At 32.3% G+C, this 21,883-nt stretch carries 23 protein-coding genes and 1 other RNA gene; 6 read left to right on the forward strand and 18 right to left on the reverse strand.

Annotation, left to right across the window (positions count from 1 at the left end):
* Position 1: 1 nt before the first annotated feature.
* The 18 genes from B2Y85_RS03530 to tmk form a co-directional block, all read right to left on the reverse strand.
* Positions 2-997 (reverse strand): AAA family ATPase, encoded by a 996-nt coding sequence (locus B2Y85_RS03530; protein ID WP_372519097.1) that lies wholly within the window; start codon positions 995-997, stop codon positions 2-4.
* A gap of 54 nt (positions 998-1,051) precedes the next feature.
* On the reverse strand, positions 1,052-1,345 hold the full coding sequence (locus B2Y85_RS03535) for a YunC family protein (protein WP_372519098.1): 294 nt from the start codon (positions 1,343-1,345) through the stop codon (positions 1,052-1,054).
* Between the two features lie 140 nt (positions 1,346-1,485).
* A complete protein-coding gene (locus B2Y85_RS03540) occupies positions 1,486-3,687 on the reverse strand; it encodes a glycoside hydrolase (RefSeq protein WP_372519099.1) in 2,202 nt (733 codons plus the stop codon).
* Between the two features lie 14 nt (positions 3,688-3,701).
* Positions 3,702-4,328 carry a YfgM family protein gene (locus B2Y85_RS03545; protein WP_372519100.1) on the reverse strand — a complete coding sequence of 209 codons (627 nt, stop codon included), beginning with the start codon at positions 4,326-4,328 and terminating at the stop codon, positions 3,702-3,704.
* A gap of 2 nt (positions 4,329-4,330) precedes the next feature.
* Positions 4,331-4,984 (reverse strand): histidinol phosphate phosphatase domain-containing protein, encoded by a 654-nt coding sequence (locus B2Y85_RS03550; RefSeq protein ID WP_372519101.1) that lies wholly within the window; start codon positions 4,982-4,984, stop codon positions 4,331-4,333.
* A 24-nt stretch (positions 4,985-5,008) separates the two neighbouring features.
* A complete protein-coding gene (gene argB, locus B2Y85_RS03555) occupies positions 5,009-5,758 on the reverse strand; it encodes an acetylglutamate kinase (protein ID WP_372519102.1) in 750 nt (249 codons plus the stop codon).
* Positions 5,759-5,789: 31 nt separating this feature from the next.
* Complete coding sequence (locus tag B2Y85_RS03560; protein ID WP_372519103.1) at positions 5,790-6,776, reverse strand: hypothetical protein; 987 nt, start codon at positions 6,774-6,776, stop codon at positions 5,790-5,792.
* A gap of 12 nt (positions 6,777-6,788) precedes the next feature.
* Positions 6,789-7,553 (reverse strand): RecB family exonuclease, encoded by a 765-nt coding sequence (locus B2Y85_RS03565; protein WP_372519104.1) that lies wholly within the window; start codon positions 7,551-7,553, stop codon positions 6,789-6,791.
* 2 nt (positions 7,554-7,555) lie between these two features.
* Positions 7,556-8,122, reverse strand: a complete 567-nt coding sequence (locus tag B2Y85_RS03570) for an RsmD family RNA methyltransferase (protein ID WP_372519105.1) — start codon at positions 8,120-8,122, stop codon at positions 7,556-7,558.
* A 69-nt stretch (positions 8,123-8,191) separates the two neighbouring features.
* On the reverse strand, positions 8,192-8,905 hold the full coding sequence (gene tatC, locus B2Y85_RS03575) for a twin-arginine translocase subunit TatC (RefSeq protein WP_372519106.1): 714 nt from the start codon (positions 8,903-8,905) through the stop codon (positions 8,192-8,194).
* A 5-nt stretch (positions 8,906-8,910) separates the two neighbouring features.
* Positions 8,911-9,150, reverse strand: a complete 240-nt coding sequence (locus B2Y85_RS03580) for a Sec-independent protein translocase subunit TatA/TatB (RefSeq protein WP_372519107.1) — start codon at positions 9,148-9,150, stop codon at positions 8,911-8,913.
* 21 nt (positions 9,151-9,171) lie between these two features.
* Complete coding sequence (gene leuC, locus B2Y85_RS03585) at positions 9,172-10,434, reverse strand: 3-isopropylmalate dehydratase large subunit (RefSeq protein ID WP_372519108.1); 1,263 nt, start codon at positions 10,432-10,434, stop codon at positions 9,172-9,174.
* 1 nt (position 10,435) lies between these two features.
* Complete coding sequence (locus B2Y85_RS03590; RefSeq protein WP_372519109.1) at positions 10,436-11,989, reverse strand: 2-isopropylmalate synthase; 1,554 nt, start codon at positions 11,987-11,989, stop codon at positions 10,436-10,438.
* Positions 11,990-12,112: 123 nt separating this feature from the next.
* Positions 12,113-12,925, reverse strand: coding sequence for a CDP-diacylglycerol--serine O-phosphatidyltransferase (gene pssA, locus B2Y85_RS03595; protein ID WP_372519110.1), 813 nt, complete (start codon positions 12,923-12,925; stop codon positions 12,113-12,115).
* A gap of 88 nt (positions 12,926-13,013) precedes the next feature.
* Complete coding sequence (locus tag B2Y85_RS03600) at positions 13,014-13,628, reverse strand: phosphatidylserine decarboxylase (protein ID WP_372519111.1); 615 nt, start codon at positions 13,626-13,628, stop codon at positions 13,014-13,016.
* A 73-nt stretch (positions 13,629-13,701) separates the two neighbouring features.
* Complete coding sequence (locus tag B2Y85_RS03605; protein ID WP_372519112.1) at positions 13,702-14,496, reverse strand: PSP1 domain-containing protein; 795 nt, start codon at positions 14,494-14,496, stop codon at positions 13,702-13,704.
* Between the two features lie 16 nt (positions 14,497-14,512).
* The gene (holB, locus tag B2Y85_RS03610; protein ID WP_372519113.1) at positions 14,513-15,466 is read right to left on the reverse strand and encodes a DNA polymerase III subunit delta'; all 954 of its coding nucleotides are present in this window, start codon (positions 15,464-15,466) and stop codon (positions 14,513-14,515) included.
* Positions 15,459-16,118 (reverse strand): dTMP kinase, encoded by a 660-nt coding sequence (tmk, locus tag B2Y85_RS03615; protein WP_372519114.1) that lies wholly within the window; start codon positions 16,116-16,118, stop codon positions 15,459-15,461. The genes holB and tmk overlap by 8 nt, the downstream gene beginning before the upstream one ends.
* A 129-nt stretch (positions 16,119-16,247) precedes the next feature.
* Here tmk and B2Y85_RS03620 point away from each other — a divergent pair, with 129 nt between their 5' ends.
* The 6 genes from B2Y85_RS03620 (at position 16,248) to B2Y85_RS03645 (ending at position 21,882) form a co-directional block, all read left to right on the forward strand.
* Positions 16,248-16,973: a zinc ribbon domain-containing protein gene (locus B2Y85_RS03620; protein WP_372519115.1), complete on the forward strand. Its 726-nt coding sequence runs from the start codon at positions 16,248-16,250 to the stop codon at positions 16,971-16,973.
* Positions 16,974-16,977: 4 nt separating this feature from the next.
* Positions 16,978-17,310: RNase P RNA component class A (gene rnpB, locus B2Y85_RS03625), an RNA gene on the forward strand.
* A 25-nt stretch (positions 17,311-17,335) separates the two neighbouring features.
* A complete protein-coding gene (rsmH, locus tag B2Y85_RS03630) occupies positions 17,336-18,223 on the forward strand; it encodes a 16S rRNA (cytosine(1402)-N(4))-methyltransferase RsmH (protein ID WP_372519116.1) in 888 nt (295 codons plus the stop codon).
* Entirely contained in the window at positions 18,216-18,488 is a 273-nt protein-coding gene (locus B2Y85_RS03635; protein WP_372519117.1) for a hypothetical protein, read from the forward strand. Before rsmH ends, B2Y85_RS03635 begins: the two co-directional genes overlap by 8 nt.
* 206 nt (positions 18,489-18,694) lie before the next feature.
* On the forward strand, positions 18,695-20,401 hold the full coding sequence (locus tag B2Y85_RS03640; protein WP_372519118.1) for a peptidoglycan D,D-transpeptidase FtsI family protein: 1,707 nt from the start codon (positions 18,695-18,697) through the stop codon (positions 20,399-20,401).
* The gene (locus tag B2Y85_RS03645) at positions 20,398-21,882 is read left to right on the forward strand and encodes a UDP-N-acetylmuramoyl-L-alanyl-D-glutamate--2,6-diaminopimelate ligase (RefSeq protein ID WP_372519119.1); all 1,485 of its coding nucleotides are present in this window, start codon (positions 20,398-20,400) and stop codon (positions 21,880-21,882) included. Before B2Y85_RS03640 ends, B2Y85_RS03645 begins: the two co-directional genes overlap by 4 nt.
* Position 21,883: the final 1 nt, after the last annotated feature.

The following is a 21,883-nucleotide window of genomic DNA, read 5'->3' on the forward strand; positions in this document are numbered from 1 at the left end:
TCTACGGAACTTCAACTCCGTCAAAAATTTGTTTTATAATATCATCACTTGTAAGTTCTTGAGCATCAGCATCGTAAGTTGTAAGTACTCTGTGTCTTAAAACATCGGGACCTATATCTTTAATATCTTCCGGTGTAACAAAACCTCTTCCCTTTAAAAATGCTAATGCTTTTCCCGCTCTGTTCAAGTTTATCGTTGCTCTGGGAGATGCACCGAAAGCTATAAGACTTCTTAAATTTTCAAGTCCGTATTTTTCCGGTTTTCTTGTGGCAATAACAATATCAACTATATAATTTTTAACTTTATCGTCAACATATATTTCATCAACAGCTTTTTTTGCTTCTTCTAAATCTTTCAATGTTATAACAGAATTTACTTCTATTTTTTTTCTTGTGGAATATCTGTCTAAAATTGCTCTTTCTTCTTGCTCTGTAGGATAATCCAATTTTAATTTAAGCATAAACCTGTCAACCTGAGCTTCAGCCAACGGATAAGTTCCTTCCTGTTCTATAGGATTTTGTGTAGCTAAAACTAAAAACGGATCAGGCAATGGATATGTTATGTCTCCTATAGTAACTTGCCTTTCCTGCATAGCTTCCAAAAAAGCGCTTTGCACTTTTGCGGGAGCTCTGTTTATTTCATCCGCCAATATGAAGTTTGAAAAAATAGGACCTTTTTTTACATTAAAATCCCCTTTATTTGAATCATATATTAAAGTTCCCGTTAAATCCGAAGGCAATAAATCCGGAGTAAATTGAACTCTTTTAAAATCTCCGGAAACGGCTTTTGCCATAGTGTTAACCGCTAAAGTTTTTGCAAGTCCCGGAACACCTTCCAACAAAATATGTCCGTCCGACAATAAACCTACCAACATTCTTTCAAGAATATAACTTTGTCCTACTATAACCTTAGAAACTTCACTTAACAAACTTACAACAGCCAACGATTGCTGTTTTACTTTTTCATTTAAACTTTTAATATCAATACTTTCTGACATTTTTTACTCCTTGTTTGCTATGTGTAATTTGTTATCAATAAAATTTTAATAATTTCATTTAGCCAATACTTCAAGTACTTTCTTTACTTCCATGTTCATACTTATTCCGAGTTTTTGTGCTTGTGCGGTAAGTGCCACAACTTTTGAATTAAGCATATCTTCTATTGTTTTCACACCCGTAACGATACAAGCAACATCATTTCTTTTTTGTGCAGTATTTATATTCAAATATCCGCACATAATATAACCCTTTTCTCCGGTAATAACCAATAAATTTGCATTATTACATAATGGCAATTCCACACCTTTAAATACAGTATTGTTTACTTTTATCTCTTTTGTTACCATTTTATTTTTTTCCCCTAATATAATTCTTAGACTATCTTATTACCTACTTTGTTACTTTGATATTCTATTGTTCTGCAATTTCATAATTTCTGTTACTCCGTGCATCTATACATCCATGCATCAAATCGCTTCTGCGATTTTTACACTGTCCAAGACAGAATATTAAAATTTTTGGTAGGTTTAGGTATAATAACTGAAGATTGATACGGCCATCTTTCAACTTCCATGCTGTCTTTATCAACACTGAGAGTAAATTCCATATTTTTGTAAATTTCAGGTAAATTCAAAATATTAAGAGGAATTTTTAATTCTATTATAGATTTAAATTTTATATCATCAAGCGATAAAGTTCTTGTTTCATTGGTATTCTCATAAAAAGAAATAAATTCAACTACATTATGATTAATATCGAACTTAAAAGAAACCTTTGTTTTTACAGGTTCCAAGAAATTAATATTAAAATTAAAATTTTCTATCTCCTTTGAATTTTGTTCAATATTTAAATCCAAGGCCAAATATATATTCTCCAAATCGAAACCGAAATTAAATGATTTTATAGTTGTTGCAACCTGGTGCATGGAACCACCGGTATGCCCGACAACATATACTCCGGATCTTTTCCACTCAAAATAATTTGTTATCTCCCCGTCTATTGAAGGAGATATAAGCGAAGTCGGCATCATAAAATTACTGTTACGATTATTTGACATGTGCTGCTGGCCTTTTATGGCCTTATACAAATAATCGGGAATTTTTTCATTAAGTAACGAATATATTGCCATCAAATGTTGCCTAAATAATAAATCGAACATTCCGTCATTACCGGAAGAATGATCGTCGCCATACCACCAATTCCAATCGGAACCTTCCGCAGCATACAAAATTTGCCAAACTTTTTTTTCAAGTTCACTTCCCGCAAAATCAGGATGATTTTTCGTATATTCAACTATAAAATCTCTTGTTTGTCCGACATATTGCCAAGAAGTATTATCTTCGTTATGACCTATCCAAATTCCGAAATTCCCGTTTATCCAAGACCCCGCCATCAAATGTGTAATTGTATCTCTCGGAGGAAATCTGTTCAAATAATCGGTTATCGTTACTGTTTCTATCTCATTATCTTTGTTTAATGCATCGTATAACTTTGATAAAAAATCCCATCCGTCGTTTTTGTAATATTCCCAACAATTTTCTCCGTCGAGAATAACAGACACTAAAGGAGCATCATATTCTTGACCGGCATAATCGCCTATATTTTTTATTTTCGTTATAAAATCTTTTACGGCATCATCAGGATTCCATTTTGAATAAACAAATCCAATAGAATCGGATAAGCCGTGATCTCTAAAAATCATATTTACATTTTTACCTTCGACATTCACATTATAAGGTCTGAACAAATATCTTCTGTTTTCACAAACTCTTTTGTAGCTTCCGCTCAATATAGCTTCATCCGTTGCAATCCATTTTATTCCGTTTTCGGAAACAATCTTTACTACTTCATCACAAACGGAACCTTCCGACGGCCACATCCCGGTCGGTTTCCTTCCGAATATTTTTTCATAATAATTAACGGCAGATTGAACATGCCATACAGCATCTTCTTTATGAGAAAATCTTTTTTTAGGTAAAACTATATTGGGGGTTGCATCCAAAGCATTATTCGTATCACACAACAACGGCATTATCGGATGATAAAATGGTGTAACGGAAACTTCTATCTGTCCTCTATCTTGCAACTCTTTATGTTTTTGAACTATTTTTCCGCAAATTTCAAGCTGTTTATCTATTAATTTATGCTTTTCGTCCTCGGTAAAATCTCTTCCTTTTATATAAAGAGAATTTATAAATTCATCATGTTGTCTCCAATAAGGATCAAACCATGACAAATTAAACCATACCTGTAAATCTCTGATATCTTCATTTTTAAAATAATTTAATATTCTTCTAACATCGGCTTCACTTGTTTGTTTTCCTCTTTTTTCCAGCAACTGATGATATCTGTTATAAGGAAAAATCATTGTTTCCCAATTTGCCATAAAAAAGTTCATCAAGATAAAAACTTTTTCATCATCGGACAATTCCAAAACGGGTTTTAATGTTAATTCCAAAAATTTATCTTTTGCTATTCCTTTTGAATATTCTTCAAGTTGAACCAACAACGAAGGAACCAAATTTATATTTGCTTTTACTCTCGGATAATTATCCAAAATGGCAATCATATCGTAATAATCTTTTGTTGCATGAAGTCTTACCCAAGGCAATTCATAAACATTGTTTAACGGATTTTTATATATCGGTTGATGTTGATGCCATAAAAACGCCAAGTAAACTTTTTTCATTATAAGCTCCAAAACTACTTTAACTTATCGTTTGCTCTTTCCGAATAAATCGTTCCCGGAAACTTTTCCGTGATATCTTTATATGTTTGTTTTGCTTCTTCTTCTTTTCCGGATAAAGCATATAGTCTTGCCATATTTTCCATTACCGAAGCCGCCAAATAATTATCCGGATATTTTGATAAAAATTCTTTTGAAACGGAAATTGCCTTTTCAACATTATCATTATTGTCATAAACCGAAATCAACAACGGATATCCTATCGGTTTTACGGTATCCGGTTTTGCCTTTTCTATATAAGTTTTTAAATTTGCTTCAGCTTCGTCATATTTTTTTTGAAATATCAAATTGCTTGCTTTTATTATAATAGCTCTGTATGCCGCGGGAGTATTGCCGTATGTATTTATTACATCATCTATCAAAGAAAGTCCTTGATCCAAATTCCCTGAAGCAATTATTTTTGTAGCCATATCCAACTTATCCGATGCTGCGGTATTCACCATTTGTATTCTTACATAAACAAAAACTATTATCAAAGCTACTACAATTACACTAATCAATGTAGAAAAGAAAGGTTTTTTGTTTCTTTTTATCCATTTAATAAGTTCAACTATTGCCGCATTTTCCTGTTTTTCCATTTCCATTTTTATCCTCTACTTTTTAAAGCAACAATATCATAGGAATTTTGTTGCATAATATTAAAATATTCCAAATCCAAACACGATTGTTTGAGAGTATTTTCTATTTTTGTTTTATCCATCAAATTTTCCGGTTCATGAGAATCGGTATTTAAAACAAGTTTTGCCCCGCATTCCAAAGCCAAGGATGCGACTTCTTTGTTTGTTGCATTATGTCCGCACCTTGTGGTAATTTCCAAACAAACATTATTCTCTTTTGCAAGTAAAACATCTTCTTTCGTTATATGTCCGGGGTGTGCAAGAATATCTATACCGGCTTGCACAGCATAATGATTTGTTAAAGGAGGAACCGTTTCGGCTGTCGTTTCACCGTGAACAACAATAATTTTTGCTCCTAAATCTTTACACTTTGAAGCCATATCTTTTATAAGTTTCGGAGGAACATAAGTTATCTCTACACCCGGTATTACCCGAATATCGTATTGTCCCTGTAATATTTCTGATACTTTTATAATTCTGGGAATAACATAATCATACGTCGAGTAGTCGACATGATCGGTTAAAGCAATAGTCTTATATCCTTTAAACTTTGCTCTATACACCAATTCACTCGGTAACAAAACCCCATCCGAAAATAATGTATGTGTATGTAAATCTATCATAACTAAAATATTATATCATTTTTATTAATTTTTTATAACTGTTCCGTTAAGTTGTTTTATACCGCTTATACCATCAATAATTAAAACTTCTTTAACGCCTTTCTCAACAGCCTGCTTACAACTGTTTATTTTCGGTATCATTCCGCCGGTAATAACTTCCGTTTTTATAAGGTTATCAACTTCATTTATTTTTATTTCTTTTATGGTCTGCTTGTTTTTATCGAGAACACCGGCAACATCGGTTAAAAAAATAAGCTTTGCCGCTTTAAAAGCTATTGCTATATTTGTTGCCAGAGTATCGGCATTTATATTTAAAGCATGCGTATCTTCCGCCATGCCTACGGAAGATATAACAGGGAAAAATCCGCCGTTTATCAAAGTTTCTATTAAACTTATATCTATTTTTACAGGTTCACCGACAAATCCCAATTCTTTCTTAACATCACAAACGGCAATAGAACCGTCTCTTGCCGATATTCCTACAGCTTTTACTCCGCATTTTATAAGTTCTGCCGTAAGCATTTTATTTACTTTCCCGCTCAAAGCCATTTCCACAGCTTCTAAAGTTTGTTCGTCGGTATATCTTAAACCGTTAACGAATTTTGATTCTATATTCAGCCTTGAAAGAAGATTGTTTATCTCCGGTCCACCGCCGTGAACAAGAATTATATTGCTATTTTTTGAAATTTCCGCCAACTCTTTTATAAACTTTTTTTGAGCATCTTTATTTTTTGTTAAACTTCCGCCGAATTTTATTACAGTAACATCATTCATCTGTTCCCCCAAATATATTTTCTCATGGTTATTATTTATCTGTATTATACTGTTTGAATATTTTTTTATATCTTGCAATCTCCGAAATTTCATCTAAAATTGCCGAAATTTTTATAATTTTACCTTCATTTATATTTGTGTTTCTTACATAAAAGCCCGTTAACACTTTTGATAAAGTTCCGTTATTGTTTTGTCCTACGGAAAATTGAGGACTCACTTTTAAACCGACCTTATTGGTTGCATTAATATTTTCTTTACTCATATTCGAACAATCGTATTTTAAGTTATATACTGCCGTCACTTCTCCGGTATAAATTATTTTCACTATCATGTATTTGTTATTAACTTTACTTAAAGAAACAACTTTTGCCCTTTCATTACCTTCGCTTCTGAAATAATTTTTTTGAAAAATTTTTAATCTTTCAATATACGGGGTCATTGCTTCCGACATCAAAGACAACTCTTTATGTTTGCTGCCACCGATATTTATTTCTTCCCGCTCATCTGAAGTATCATATCGTAAAAGATCTAACCCTGTATCACTTTCCAAAAATCTTTCGTTATCGGCTTCCAACAAAGACTCATACTCATCCAATAAGTTTGCCGTCTCTTTTTTTGTTTTTATTGCCTCTTTTAATATTTTTTGAATGGACATATCCTCCGAAATATCCGTCCAATCAAGCATATATTCTTTTGCTTTGTATTCTATTTTTTTTGCCTTAATTTGATTTTCGATTTCTATTCTTTTTATACCGTCTTCTTCGGAATCAAACTGTCTTTGTAATTTTGCCAAATCTTTTTTATTTTGTTCTTTGAGAATATTTAATTCGTTTTCTTTTTTTAATTGTTCTTCAACCTCTGTTTCATTCTCTGTTATATTATCCTCGTCAACAGTTTCGGTTTCTTGTATTTTTTCCGTCTTCGGTTCAAAATCTATAAATTCTTCCTGAAAAGCTTCGTCCTGACAAAAACAAGGTACACTAAACAACATCATTATTAAAAACAAAATAAATTTCATAAAATTATCTCCTTATATAAGATCCGCAATTGTTACTTTAAAATCGTCATCTTTTGTTTTTAGAGAACTATATTTACAAGAGTATTTAAAATCACAATAAGCACACTTATCTTTATTTGGTTCGAATTCATTGCTGTTAATTTTTCCCGCAACCTCAACGGAAAGTTTTATTGCATTATTTATTTGTTCTTCGTTTCTTGTCGTATATATTTTTTTATTGTGAGACAAAAAGTATATTGCTATTCTGTCGGGAATAAATCCGAGTGCGACTTTACAAGCATAACAATACAAACTTAATTGTAAGTCATTATCTACTTTTTCCTGTTCCCATATAATTTTATGTGTTTTATAATCTACAAGTTCTCTTGTACCATCTTCATATTCATCTATCCTGTCTATTATTCCTATAAACGGATACTTTCCTATTTCCGACTTAAAATTATGTTCGGTAGATATTTTTTTAGGAGGATATTTTCCGTAAGTATCCCAAAAGTTTTTTAAAACATCCCGGGCTCTCAAATAAGCAACATATGCTTCCTGATTCGTTTCATAACCGCTGCTTTCCCAACACGTATTTAAGCTATCTGTTAAATCTTCAAAAGAATATTTACCTTTCTTATAAAAATCATCTAAAGTCTTGTGAACCGAGTTTCCGAAAGAAATATCTCCGTTTAAAGGAATATATTTATTTTCCAAATATATCAATTTATATTTGTGCGGACAGAACAAATATGTATTTATTCTCGAATAACTGATTTTAAAAGAATTATCTCTCACTGTTATATCATCCTATAAAAAGCAACAACGGTATCGCCGTACTTTTCCGTTCTGTAATTATTTAATCCCGCAACATCCCCTACAGGTTCTTTCATATGTCTTTGAGAAATAACTATTCCGTTCTCTTTAAGCATAGAAAACAAAACAACATTTTTCAATGTGGGATATGTTAAAGCCAAAGCTTTTTTGTCGCCGTCTTTATAAGGCGGTCCCATAAAAATAATATCGTATTTATTTTGAAATTTCGGAAATCCTTTTACGACATCACATTTTACAATGTCGGCTTTATCTTCAAATCCGAGCATTTTCAAATTATATTTTACAAGTGCTATCGATTTATCGCTTATTTCGGCAAAAACTACTCTCTTTGCTCCTCTAGAAAGAGCTTCTATACCCACCGAACCCACACCGGCATATAAATCAAGGAATAAACTGTCGGGCAATACAGGTGTAATAATATCAAACACCGATTTTTTCATCATACCGAGCATCGGTCTGATTGAAAAATCCTCTTTCGGTAATGTTTTGAGTTGTCTGCCTCTTGCAGTTCCGGCTATAACTTTTAACATAATAAAATCCTAATATTTTATGGCTAATATTTTACTATTTTTGTATTAAAGTTTAAAGATTAAAAGCAATTATTTTTGTTTCGGAAACTTTGCAAAAAAAAGTCCCAATTCAAACAAAAGATAAGTAGGTATAAACAATAAAATTTGAGAAACTACATCCGGCGGAGTAAGAATAGCCGCAATAATAAGAAGTATTACTACAATATAAGGTCTTTTATTTTTTAAACTCTCCAAGGATACAATATCAAACCTAACCAAAAAGTATATTGCTATAGGGAATTGAAACATTAAACCGAAAGCCAACATAAGCCAACCGGAAAGAACTACAAAATTGTTTATTCCCAATATAGGTTTAATTTGTTCGGTTGCAAAACTCATAGAAAATTTTATTATTAACGGTAACACGAATCCAACACACATCGCCGCACCTAAAACAAAAAGAAATGTTGAACAAAACACTGCCGTTTTTACAAATTTTTTTTCTTTATCGTATAATGCAGGCAACAAAAATTGCCATATTTTATAAATTATATAAGGAAAACCCAATATAAGAGCAATAACAAAACCTATTTTTAAATTTAGAATAAAAACTTCCATCGGAGAGAAAAAGTTCAATTGTGCATTATCAACAGGAAAGCTCCACCGTACCAACCAATCGATACAATATGGAGCTAAAAAATAACCTATAGGAAACAAAACAAATAAACAAACAACTATTGAAATGATTGTTTTTCTTAATTCGGACAAATGATAAGTTAAAGATTCCTGATCTAAATCCGCCATTTAATTTACTTATCTGTTTTCTCTTCCGACTTTATATCCGCAGATTGTTGCTTTTGCGCAGTTGTGTCACCGGATTCCGCTTTTGCTATTTCATCGGATTCTTTTTTTAACATTTCTTTTGCTTTTTTATATTCGTGACCGGCTCTTGCTATTGCTTTTACCAATTCCGGAATTTTTTTTGCACCGAAAAACAAAATTACTATTACTATAAGAATTACAACTATTTCAGAAAATCCTAATCCCATAATTTACCTCCGATAAAACAACTATTTTATTGTCGTAGGATCTGCAATATATCCTTTAATTGCAGATGCTGCAGCCACAGCCGGACTTGCCAAAAAGAGTTCGGACTTTGTATTTCCCATTCTGCCTACAAAATTTCTGTTTGTCGTCGAAACACATTTTTCTCCGTTTGCAAGAACTCCCATATGTCCGCCCAAGCAAGGTCCGCATGTAGGAGCGGAAATTATTGCACCCGCTTCTATAAATATTTTCATTAAACCTTCTTTTAAAGCATCCGCATAAACTTGAGGTGTTGCAGGTATAATAATTGTTCTGACATTGCTGTTAACTTTTTTACCTTTTAAAATTGCAGCCGCAACTCTTAAATCTTCAATTCTTCCGTTTGTACAAGAACCTATAACAACTTGATCTATATAAGTTTTTTTCACGGATTTTGCGGCTTTTGCATTTTCCGGTAAAAACGGTAACGATACTTGAGGATATATTTTTGAACAATCTATCTCAATAACATTTGCATATTTTGCATCTTTATCACTTTCATAAACTTTAAATTTTCTTAAAGCTCTTTTTGAAACATAATCCAATGTAATTTTATCTACAGGGAAAATTCCGGATTTTCCGCCTGCTTCAATAGCCATGTTAGCCATTGTAAGTCTGTCCGCCATCTTTAATTTTTTTACCGTCTCGCCGGTAAATTCCATTGTTTGATATAATGCACCGTCAACACCGATTTTACCTATTGTGTAAAGAATCAAATCTTTACCGCTGACAAACTTATTCAATTTACCTTTATAAACAAACTTTATTGTTTGAGGAACCTTTAACCATACTTTACCTGTAGCAAGAGAAGCACCGATATCGGTCGAACCTACACCCGTTGAAAATGCTCCGAGTGCTCCGTAAGTGCATGTATGAGAATCCGCGCCTATAACAATATCTCCCGGAACAACTATTCCTTTTTCGGGAAGTAAAGCATGTTCTATACCTACATTACCGCCTTCATAGTAATGTTTTATTTTCTCTTTTTTAGCAAATTCTCTGACAAACTTAACATTTTCTGCAGATTTTATATCCTTATTCGGGGTAAAATGATCCATAACAAGAGCTATTTTATTTTTATCGAAAACATGTTTTTTGCCTGTCTTCAAATATTCTTTTATCGCAAGAGGTGCAGTAACATCGTTCGATAACGATATATCAACTTTAGGCTCTATAAATTCGCCCGGAACCACAACTTTTTTACCGCAATGAGCAGCCAATATTTTCTCTGTTATTGTTTGACCCATTTTATTTCTTTCCTCCGAATTGCATTATAACTATTTTGTTTACGGCATGAACATAAGCATTTATACTTGCCTCAACGATATCGGTAGACATACCTTTACCTATGTATTTAGCCCCGTTATATTTTACTTTAACATTTACTTCACCTTGTGCATCTTCACCGCTTGAAATTGCTCTTAAAGTATAGTCTTCCAAATCCACAGTTATGCCTGTAATTTTATCTATTGCTTTGTATGCTGCGTCCACCGGCCCCGAACCGCAGGCCGCTTCCTGTATAACTTCTTTTTTATTTTTAACAGTCTTTATAAGTCTTATTGTTGCTGTAGGAATTACTCCGACACCGGAAGTAACATTTACATAATCTATTGTATAAACTTCTTTAACTCCGGAAACGGATTGTTCAACCAACGAATTTATATCATCATCGAACACACATTTTTTCTTATCTGCCAAAAGTTTAAACTTTTCAAATAATTGTTCCATAACTTCCGGTTGTAATTTGCTGTATCCCAAATCTTTTAATCTCTTAAAGAAAGCATGTCTGCCGGAATGTTTTCCTAAAACCAAAAGGCTTTCCGGAACTCCGACATCCTGCGGAGACATAATTTCGTAAGTTCTCTTATCTTTTAACATTCCGTCCTGATGAATACCGGATTCATGAGCAAAAGCATTTATACCGACAATTGCTTTGTTGGGCTGAACGGTAATTCCCGTTAAATTTGAAACCAACTTACTCGATTTATAAATTTCTTTTGTCTTGATATTATAATTTACAGGATAGAACATAGGTTTTGTTTTTATTGCCATTACAATTTCTTCTATTGCGGCATTACCTGCTCTTTCTCCAATACCGTTAACCGTACATTCTATTTGTCTTGCACCGTTTTCTATTGCAGCAAGAGAATTTGCAACACCCAAACCCAAATCGTTATGACAATGAACGCTTATAACTGCCTTTTCTATATTTTTTACTCTTTGTTTAATTGTTGCTATTAATTTACCGAATTCCGACGGAAGTGCATAACCTACGGTATCAGGAATATTTACCGTTGTTGCACCGGCCTCAATAACCGCTTCCACTATCGAGCACAAATAATCAACATCACTTCTGCTTGCATCTTCTGCGGAAAATTCAACATCATCACAAAAACTTTTTGCCAATTTTACGGCATTAACAGCCATATCGAAGACCTGTTGTCTTGTTTTTTGTAACTTCTTTTCTATATGTAAATCCGATGTTGCAATAAACGTATGAATTCTCGGTTTTTTGGAATATTTTATTGCATTCCAACAAGTTGTAATATCTTTTGTATTTGCTCTTGAAAGACCGCAAATCACAGGACCTTTAACTTGTTGTGCTATTGATTTTACCGACTCAAAATCACCCTGACTTGATACAGGAAAACCGGCTTCTATAATATCCACATTCATAGCGGCAAGTTGTTGTGCAACCAATAACTTTTCCTGGAAAGTCAAACTTGCTCCCGGTGATTGTTCTCCGTCTCTTAAAGTTGTATCAAAAAAAACTACAGTATCTTTTTTATTTTTCTTTACCATTTTTATTCTCTCCAATTATTTACTTTTATTCTCGTCAATTTTTGTTATACAAACAAATAAATAATCAGCTATTGTAATCGCCAATTTCCCAAAAAGCCGATATGTAAAAATTTTAGTATTATTTTATTTATCTTCATTTTTATTTTCTTTTTTATTCTTAGATAATGCTTTTCTTATTTTATATCCTCTAACCAAAAGAACCACAAAACCGGAAAGGATATAGAGTAAAAATATTATAAAAATTGTATTTTGCGGATATGTAAAAATTAAAGCAACAAATACAACCGCCAAGAAAAAGACCTGTATAGATTTCGGTCTTGTCCATTTAATATGTTTAAATGCTCCGTAAGGAACTGTTGATACCATTAAGAATGCAAGTATTAACATTATTACAGGCATTGCATTAAAGAAAAAAGGCATCTTTTTCATAAGCAAAGGAATAGTTTTAAAATTCAAAACAGTTCCGTCAAATATTTCATAACTTAAAACAAAAGATGAAATTAACCCGGCCGATGCAGGTGTAGGAAGCCCTGAAAAAGTATCACTTTTAGGTTTTGTTGCATCTACGGGTTCCATAGCTTTAACATTGAACTTTGCAAGTCTTGTGGCACTTGCAACAACAAAAATAACGGCTATTGCTATACCGACATTTCCCATTGTATTTAAAACCAACTGATACATTAAAACAGCAGGAGCCACACCGAAAGAAACCAAGTCGCATAACGAATCAAATTCCATACCGAATTTGCTCATTGTTTTTGTGAGTCTTGCAACTCTACCGTCGCTCATATCAAAAGCAATCGCAAGTATTATAAACCATGCGGCAGCATTAAAGTTTCCGTTTATTGCACATATAACCGAAATAAATCCGGACGCTAAATTCCCGGCAGTAAACATACTCGGTAAAACATACAAACCTTTTCTTAAAGAAGGCATCTTAAACTCCAATTTATAATTTATAATTTACAATGTATAATGAATGTATTTTTCGCAAAGCGAAAAATCTGTTTATTTACCAAAAATGCTATGCATTTTGTTTTATTATTGCAAATATACTAAGACCTGAAGTTACTTTATCCCCTACTTTTACTCTTACATCATAACCTGCAGGCATAATCAAATCCACCTGGGAACTAAACTTAATAACACCTATTTTATCACCCTGTTTTACAACATCCCCCGGTTTTACCCAAGCAACACATCTTCTCGCAAGAATACCGGCGATTTGTTTAACTATATAAGTTCCGTTCTCATTTTCTATTGTAATAACATTTTGTTCATTTTCAATATAAGCTTCCGGCAAATGTGCTTTCAAAAATTTACCCGGTTTATGTTCAACGGATTTTACTGTTCCCGAAATCGGAGATCTTTGCAAATGAACATTTGCTACCGACATAAAAACTCTGACTTCCGTTTGACCGTTTTCATTTTCCAGCACATTCATAACGGTTCCGTTACATGGTGACAAAATAAATTTTTCGTCTGTATTTACGGTTAAATCCGGATCTCTAAAGAATAAAAGACAACCTATTGATAAAAGATAACAAATTATAGCTAAAGGCGGAAAAATCAAATTAAAAATGATACCTGCTATAAAAAAGCCCAAAATAAAAGGATAACCTTCTTTAACTATTTTCATAACTTATTCTCCTTAAAAATAACTGCAAATCTAAATAATTATTTTATCATATTGACTAACAATATTCAAACTTTTAAGCCTTTTTTATTTGCGACGCTTTAAAAGTTTTTATATTGTTTTCGGAAAGTTCAACATTAAAAGTTTCTTTTATACAATCAACCGAAACAACTTTTCCTTTCCCGTTAGGAGTTATTACCGTTTCCCCGACTTTCGGATGTTTGTTTTTAAAGCAAACATAATTATCATATTCGTAAGCCAAACAACACATCAATCTTCCGCAAAGTCCGGAAAGTTTTGAAGTGTTTAAAGACAAATCCTGATCTTTTGCCATATCTATTGTTACCGACGAAAAATCTTTCAAGAAAATTTGACAGCATAATTGCTTACCGCAAACTCCGACTCCGCCTACAATTTTAGATTCATCTCTGACACCTATTTGAACCATCTGTATCCTTGTTTTCAAAGTATGAGCCAAATCTTTTATAAGTTCCCTGAAATCAACTCTCGTTTCGGAAGTATAATAAATAAAAAGTTTCGTTCTGTCAAAAGTATATTGAACACAAGTCAATTTCATATCAAGTTTATGTTCCTGAACTTTTTTTGAAACAGTCACTCTTGCCTGTGCATTTTTATTTTCATTGTTAACAAGCCTTTTCAAATCGTTTTCCGTAGCTATTCTTAAAATTTTTCCGATATACACATCTTTTGAAGGTTGCATATTTTTTTCTTTTTCGCAAACTACACCGAATTCGGTTCCGTGCTCTGTTTCAAGTATAACTTTATCATTTAAGTTTACTGTATATTTCCCCGTTTGAGCATAAACTTTATCTTTAATTCTTCTGACTATTACTCCTACTACCATTGGCATAACTTTATATCTCCGTTTATTTTATTTTTGAATTTATATATAAGAACAAATTGTCTAACACATTTGTAGGATTAGCATTTTGTTCCAAATATCTTTTACTTTGCGATAACTGTTCAATAATATTAGCATACTTATTAGGATTTTGTCTAAAAAATTTAGTCGCATTTTCCGTAATAATGCCGACAGCCTCTATGGCACTATCTCTGTCTTTGGCAACGGATTTACTTTTTATAAGAATATCCGCCAATGCCAACTTTTTACTTGTCAACTCTGTCCATAAAGAGGAATATTCATTTTGAGTATTCAGCATTAATTGTTCCGCTTTTTCTATCGAGCCGTCGGACATTTCTGCAATTTTGTCGGCATTTTCCTGCGATAAAGAATGTTTTTCCTGCAAATATTTTGAGATTTCTTCGCTATGCAGAGGTTGAAAAAAAACAGTTTGAGACCTTGATAAAATAGTTACGGGTATTGTTTCTTTATGTTTGGCTATAAGTATGATTATTGTATTATCGGGCGGCTCCTCAAGTGTTTTTAATAAACAATTAAAAGCCTCTGTTGTCATTTTTTCAGCCGGTTCTATAATAAAGAACTTCCATTTACCGTCGGTAGCTTTAATATATACTTTTTCCTGCATATATCTTATAAGCTTTATGCCGAGTTTTGTTTTTCCTTTTTCGCTTTCTTTTTCGGCAATTTCATCTTGTTTTTCGAAATTTATTATATGCAAATCCGGAAAAGTACCTTTATCTATATGCTCACAAGACAAACAATGATTACACGGACCGGCATCTACTTTTGTATAATCGTTAATCATGCAATTTAAAATTTTTGCAAATTCTATTGCGGTAAGCATTTTGCCCGTTCCTTCTTCACCCATAAAAATATAAGCATGCGGAATCTTATTATTTCTTATTTGTTCGGAAAGGATTTTTTTTGCTTTATCTTGTGCTATTATTTTTTCAAACATATATTTTTTTCTTCTTAAAAAATTTATCTATTTCTTTATTTATTTCTTTTTGAGTTTTTTCTATTATTTCGCTCGTCTTTACTTTTTTTATTCTGTCAGGATATTTTTTTGCAAGTTCAAGAAATCCTTTTCTTACGTTATTATGGAACTTTAAACTTTCTCTTTCTATTCTGTCTCCTCCGGTAAGGTTTCCTTTATTAACTGTTTTTGCTTTTTTTATACCTTTATTCGGATTTATATCCAAATAAATAGTTAAATCCGGTTTTAATCCCGATGTTGCTATATTATTTAATTTTTTTATTACTTCTTTATCTATTCCTCTTGCATATCCCTGATAAGCAAGCGTGGAATCGGTAAACCTGTCACAAATTACAACATGCCCTTTTTGTAAATTCGGTTTTATTACATCTTCCAAATGCTGTGCTCTCGATGCTTCATATAACATAAGTTCACAAAAAGGAGCAACATTAAAATCCGGGTTAAGCAAAATATTCCTTACTTGTTCGGCAACAATACTCCCGCCGGGCTCTCTTGTTAAAACAACGGTTAATCCTTTGGATTCCAAATATTTTTTCAGCAGTTCGGACTGTGTGGTTTTCCCACACCCTTCACAGCCTTCTATTGTAATAAAAACAGCTTTTTTATTCTTCATATATCTTTAGATTTTATAAAAAAAAGCCTTATAGTGTCAAAACAAATCATATTTAATAATTATTTTGTATTGTCTAATATTTTTAAACTTGCTATAATTAACTAAATTTATAATTTTATTGGAGATATAATGGAAAATTTAAAAGAAACTTTAGAACTTTTATATCAATTACAGGAAAAAGATGTAAAGATTTTTGAACTGAAACAAAATCTTATAAATCTACCGAAGCTTGTTGAAGAAAAACAAAAAAAGATTGCGGAATTGAAAGCAAGTTTTGAAAATAAAAAAGCGGAATATGTAAGATTAACTTCGTTGAAAAAAGAAAAAGAAGCTCTTTTATCCGCAAAAGAAGCGGCAATAGCAAAACATACTTCAGATTTAAATACGATTAAAGCAAACGATATGTACAAAAATTGTTTACTTGAAATAGAGAAAGCCAAAGCCGATAAAAGTGTTGTTGAAGATGAAATTCTTCAACTTATGGAAGATATAGATAAAGAAATGGTTAATTTAAAAAAATACGATGAAGATACAAAAGCAAAAGAAGCGGAAATAAATAAAGAAATTGCGGATGCAAAACTTACCGTGGAAAAAGCTAAAGAGAACATTGAAACAATACAAAAAGAAAGAGATGATTTTTCCAAAACGATAGACAAAAACATTTTATCTCAATACGAAAGAATAAGAGAAAGCAGAAACGGACAGGGAATTGCGACAATTGACGGTGAAAGTTGTAGCGGGTGCAATATGGTTTTAAGACCGCAATTGATAGTTCAGGCAACGAAATGCAAAGAACTTGTATATTGCGATAATTGTTCCAGAATATTATTTAATAAAAAAGGTATAGAAGAATAACATAAACAGACGGTTCGTGGTCGCTTTACATTCATTGTAAAGAGGAAAGTCCGAACTTTACTCTCCTTCGGGAGAAAAACGGTAGTGGGCAATTCCCACAGTCCGCGAGGATAGAGGTGCGAGCAGAGACGATATTTTCCGAAAGGAAAATGTGTTCCTTGCAAAAGGAATAGCTCTTACTATAACCAAGGTAAGAGGTGAAACGGCTAAAACCTTACCGGAAAGCAAGATAGCAGTTATTATCGCTTGACTATATAAAGTAATTTATATAGCAGAGAAATGACCACAATGTTTACTTGTAAACATACAGAATTCGGTGTATAACCGTCTGTTTAGTGTTCTTCGGAAAGAACACTCCGAAAATGGAAGAAAACTTTTATCATTTACCGGTTATGTTAAACGAAATAGATCAGTATCTTATAACTAAAGATACCGGTTATTATGTTGATTGTACTTTCGGAGGCGGCGGTCACAGTTTATATCTTTTGAACAAACACAAAGGAATTAAAATAATAGCTTTCGATCAGGATACAGATTCGCTAAAGAGATTTAAAGAAAATCCCGAAGTGCAAAAATTTAAAGACAGAATAATTTTTTGTCATGATAATTTTAGGAACATTGAAAAAAAATTAAAAGAATTGAATATATCCAAGATTAACGGGTTACTTGCGGATTTGGGTGTATCGTCAAAACAGCTTGACGATAAAACAAGAGGTTTTTCTTTTAATTCAAATGATTTGCTCGATATGAGAATGAACAAAGAACAAGAATTGACCGCTTATGAAGTTGTGAACACTTTCGGTAAAGAAAAGTTGCAGGATATATTTTTTAAGTACGGTGAAGAAAGTCTTTCAAAACAGATTGCACAAAAAATAGTTGAAGAACGTATAAAAGGAAATATTAAAACCTGTAATCAGTTAACGGACATTGTTTGTAAAGTAAAATGGGCTAGAGGTAAAATTAACCCGGCAACAAAAATTTTTCAGGCTTTAAGAATTTATGTTAACGACGAGCTCGGCAGTTTACGGGATATGTTAAACAGTATTGCAAATGTTTTAAATACCGGGGCAAGAGCCGCAATTTTAACTTATCATTCTTTGGAAGACAGAATAGTTAAACAAAATTTTAAAGAAAATATTAATTTAAAAATAATAAATAAAAAAGTTATAACTGCCGGTGAAGAAGAAATAAAAATTAATCCGAGAAGCAGGAGTGCAAAACTCAGGATTGCGGAAAAAACAGATGAATAGCAAACAAATAAAAATTATCGTTTTACTCATATTGGCATGTATTGTTTTTTATATTATCGTCATGGTACAAATAAACATAAAGTTGGTTGATTTAAATATACAAATTACAGATCTTGAAGAAAACTACAATATAGTAAAAAGCAAAACAAATTCCATAAAAGGAGAAATTGAATCTTTGCTTTCCATGAAAAATCTCGATAATATTGCTAAAGAAAAAAATTTAAAAAAGCCGACAAAAGAACAAAAAATAATATTAAAAAAATGATAAAAATAAAACAAAGTAAGAAGAAAAACCGTTTTTTTAGTTCCGACACCTTAAAAAAATTTCTCAACACAAATTTTTTCTCTGCAGCTACAAGGCAAAAAATTATCATAGGATTTTTATTTTTATTTTTTGTTTTAATAATAGCAAAACTCATAAATTTACAGATTTTTCAACATTCCAACAAAGAGCAATTCATTCAAAGTACAGTGTATAAAGAAAGTGAAGAACAACAGCAAAGGGGCTTTATTTTCGACAGAAATAAAAATATTTTGGCTATGAGTGTAAAAACTTACACACTGTCTGTTGACGCGAAAATGATGCCGGATATAAAAGCAATCGAGAACTTACTTGCAAAATACGATATTCGTTTCAGTTCCTCCAACTACGAAGCAATAAAAGCAAAAAAAAGATATATTCCTATACAATCGAACATATCGGAAATAACGATTCTGCAAATAAAACACGATATTTCAGAGGAAAGAAAAAAGATAAGAGCACGAATAAGACAATTAAAAAAAGATTCAAAAATTTATAAAAAAGATATCGAAAAAAAAGAACAAATTCGTGCGGAATTAAACGAAATTAAAGAAGATAAATTTGTTTGTTTAAAAATAGAAAGCAAATATAAAAGAATTTACCCGGAAAAAGAATTGGCCGCACATGTAATAGGGAAAGTAAATTCGGAAAACATAGGAACTAACGGTATAGAAAAATTTTGTAACGAACAACTTAACGGTGAAAACATAAAAAGACAAAAGATGGTAATAAATAATTATAAGAGCGTATTTTTGGATTCCGTATCGGAAAAAGATATCGATCAATCTAACGATGTCGTTTTAACTATCGACAGGAAACTGCAATTTATTGCCGAAGAAGAACTTGAAAAAGGATTGATAAGAACAAAATCGAAAAAAGGAGTAGCCATAATACAAAATCCTCATAACGGTGAAATTCTGGCAATGGCGTCATTACCGAAATATAATCCGGAAGAAAAGGTAGCAAAACAGGAATATTTAATTAACAATGCCATAGGCTTTTCCGCCGAACCGGGTTCAACATTTAAAATAGTTATTTTATCTACTGTTCTTGATCAGGGAATATTTAAATTAACCGACAAAGTATATTGCGAAAACGGAAACTTTAAAATTTTCGGGCAAACAATACATGACCATGATAAACAAAAAACAATTACGGTTCAGCAAATATTGGAACAGTCATCAAACGTCGGAACTTCAAAACTTGCGCTGAAAACAGACAATAATATTTTTTATAATTACATAAGAAACTTCGGATTCAATTCTCGTACCGGAATAGAATTAACAGGAGAAGAAAAAGGAATTGTTGCCCCGGTAAATAAATGGAGTAAGCTGAGCCCTTGCTCTTTATCCTTCGGACAAGAATTGTTTGTTACTCCGTTACAAACCATAGGTGCTTACAGTACAATTGCAAACGGAGGAACTCTTTTAAAACCTAAAATCATAAAAGCCATTGCAAACAATGAATTTGAAGATATAGAAGTTGTAAGAAAAAATGTGGTAAGTAAAGATACCGCCTATAAAGTTCGGCAGGCTTTGCAAGGTGTTGTGACAGACGGAACGGGAAAATCGGCAAGAGTTCCGGGATATTCCGTAGGAGGCAAAACAGGAACGGCACAAAAATTCGACCAACAATTAAGAAAATATTCAAAGAAAAATTACATGGCATCATTTTGCGGAATGCTGCCGGCAATGAACCCTGAAATAGTTATTTTGGTGATATATGATGAACCCTACGGTGACGAATACTATGCTTCCACGGTTGCGGCACCGGTATTTTCAAAAATAGCACAAAGAGCTGCGGAATATCTCGACATAAAACCCGATAAGCCGGAAGAATTAACGGAAAAGAAAAATAAAAAAGGAGCAAAAAGATGAATTTAAACATTTTGCTTGAAGTTATAGAGATTAAAAACATTTTCGGAAATACAAATATTGATATAAAAGGATTATCTTACGATTCAAGAAAAGTATCACCGGGAGACATGTTTTTTGCTTTAAACGGCACACATACAAACGGAATAGAATTTTCGGATCAAGCAATATCAAAAGGAGCGGTTTGTATTGTTTCCGACACGGAAATTAAAAATTGCAGCTGCACAAACATAGTTGTAAACGATGTCTTTTTATGTATGTCTAAACTCAGTGCTAAATTTTATGACTACCCCGATAAGAAGTTAACAATTATCGGAGTTACGGGAACCAACGGTAAAACATCCATAACATATATGACGGAATCAATATTCAAAAAATTAAATATCAACATAGGTGTAATAGGAACTATAAGTTACAGATATGCCGATGTTGTTATTGATGCCCCGAACACAACACCGCAGTCTTTAGATTTATATAAGATGATGTCGGAAATGGTTAAATCAAATATAAAATATTTGATAATGGAAGTTTCCTCTCATTCTTTGGAATTAGGCAGAGTTTTCGGAATAGAATTCGATATTGCCGTTTTTACTAATTTAACTCAGGATCATCTTGATTTTCATAAAAACATGGATAATTATTTTAATGCAAAAAAAAGACTGTTTTATTCATTGTCGCAAAACTTAAAAAACAATAAAAAGTTTGCTATAATTAATTCCGATGATTTTTACGGGAAGAAACTTTTAGAAGATTCCCGTATTGCTGCTACCAAAATCTCTTACTCTACAATTTCAAAATACGGCAACATATTTTGTTTTGCAAAAGATATTTTATTAAACAGCAAATACAGTTCTTTTACTTTGGAATCATGGGTCGGTGATGCGGAAATAGAAGTAAATCACATAGGGCTGCACAATGTATACAATATCCTTGCCGTAATTTGTATTTGTATATCAACGGGAATAGAGTTAAGAAAAATTGTTGAATGTTTAAAATATATGACAGGTGCACCCGGACGGCTTGAACTTATAAAGAGCAACAAAAAATTTTCCGTAGTAGTCGATTATGCACACACCGATGATGCTTTAAAAAATGTATTGGAAGCAATAAAAAATTTAAAACCGTCGAAAATTATTACAGTATTCGGTTGCGGCGGAAACAGAGACAAAACAAAAAGGCCGAAAATGGCAAAAGTTGCTTGCAGCATGAGTGATTTTGTTTTTATCACTTCCGATAATCCCAGAGAAGAAGAGCCCGTAGAAATAACAAAAGATATAGAAGCAGGTGCAAAAGAAATTAATAAAACCAATTATAAAGTTATAGTAGACAGAAAGGAAGCAATAAAACAAGCAATTATTGCGGCAAAAGAAAAAGATGTTGTTTTAATAGCCGGTAAGGGACATGAAAATTATCAAATAATAGGAAGAAATAAAATTCATTTTGATGACAGAGAAACTGCTTCCGAAATATTAAACAAAATTTAGG

The sequence above is a fragment of the Candidatus Ruminimicrobiellum ovillum genome (assembly GCF_002392975.1).
Lineage (GTDB): Bacteria > Elusimicrobiota > Endomicrobiia > Endomicrobiales > Endomicrobiaceae > Ruminimicrobiellum > Ruminimicrobiellum ovillum.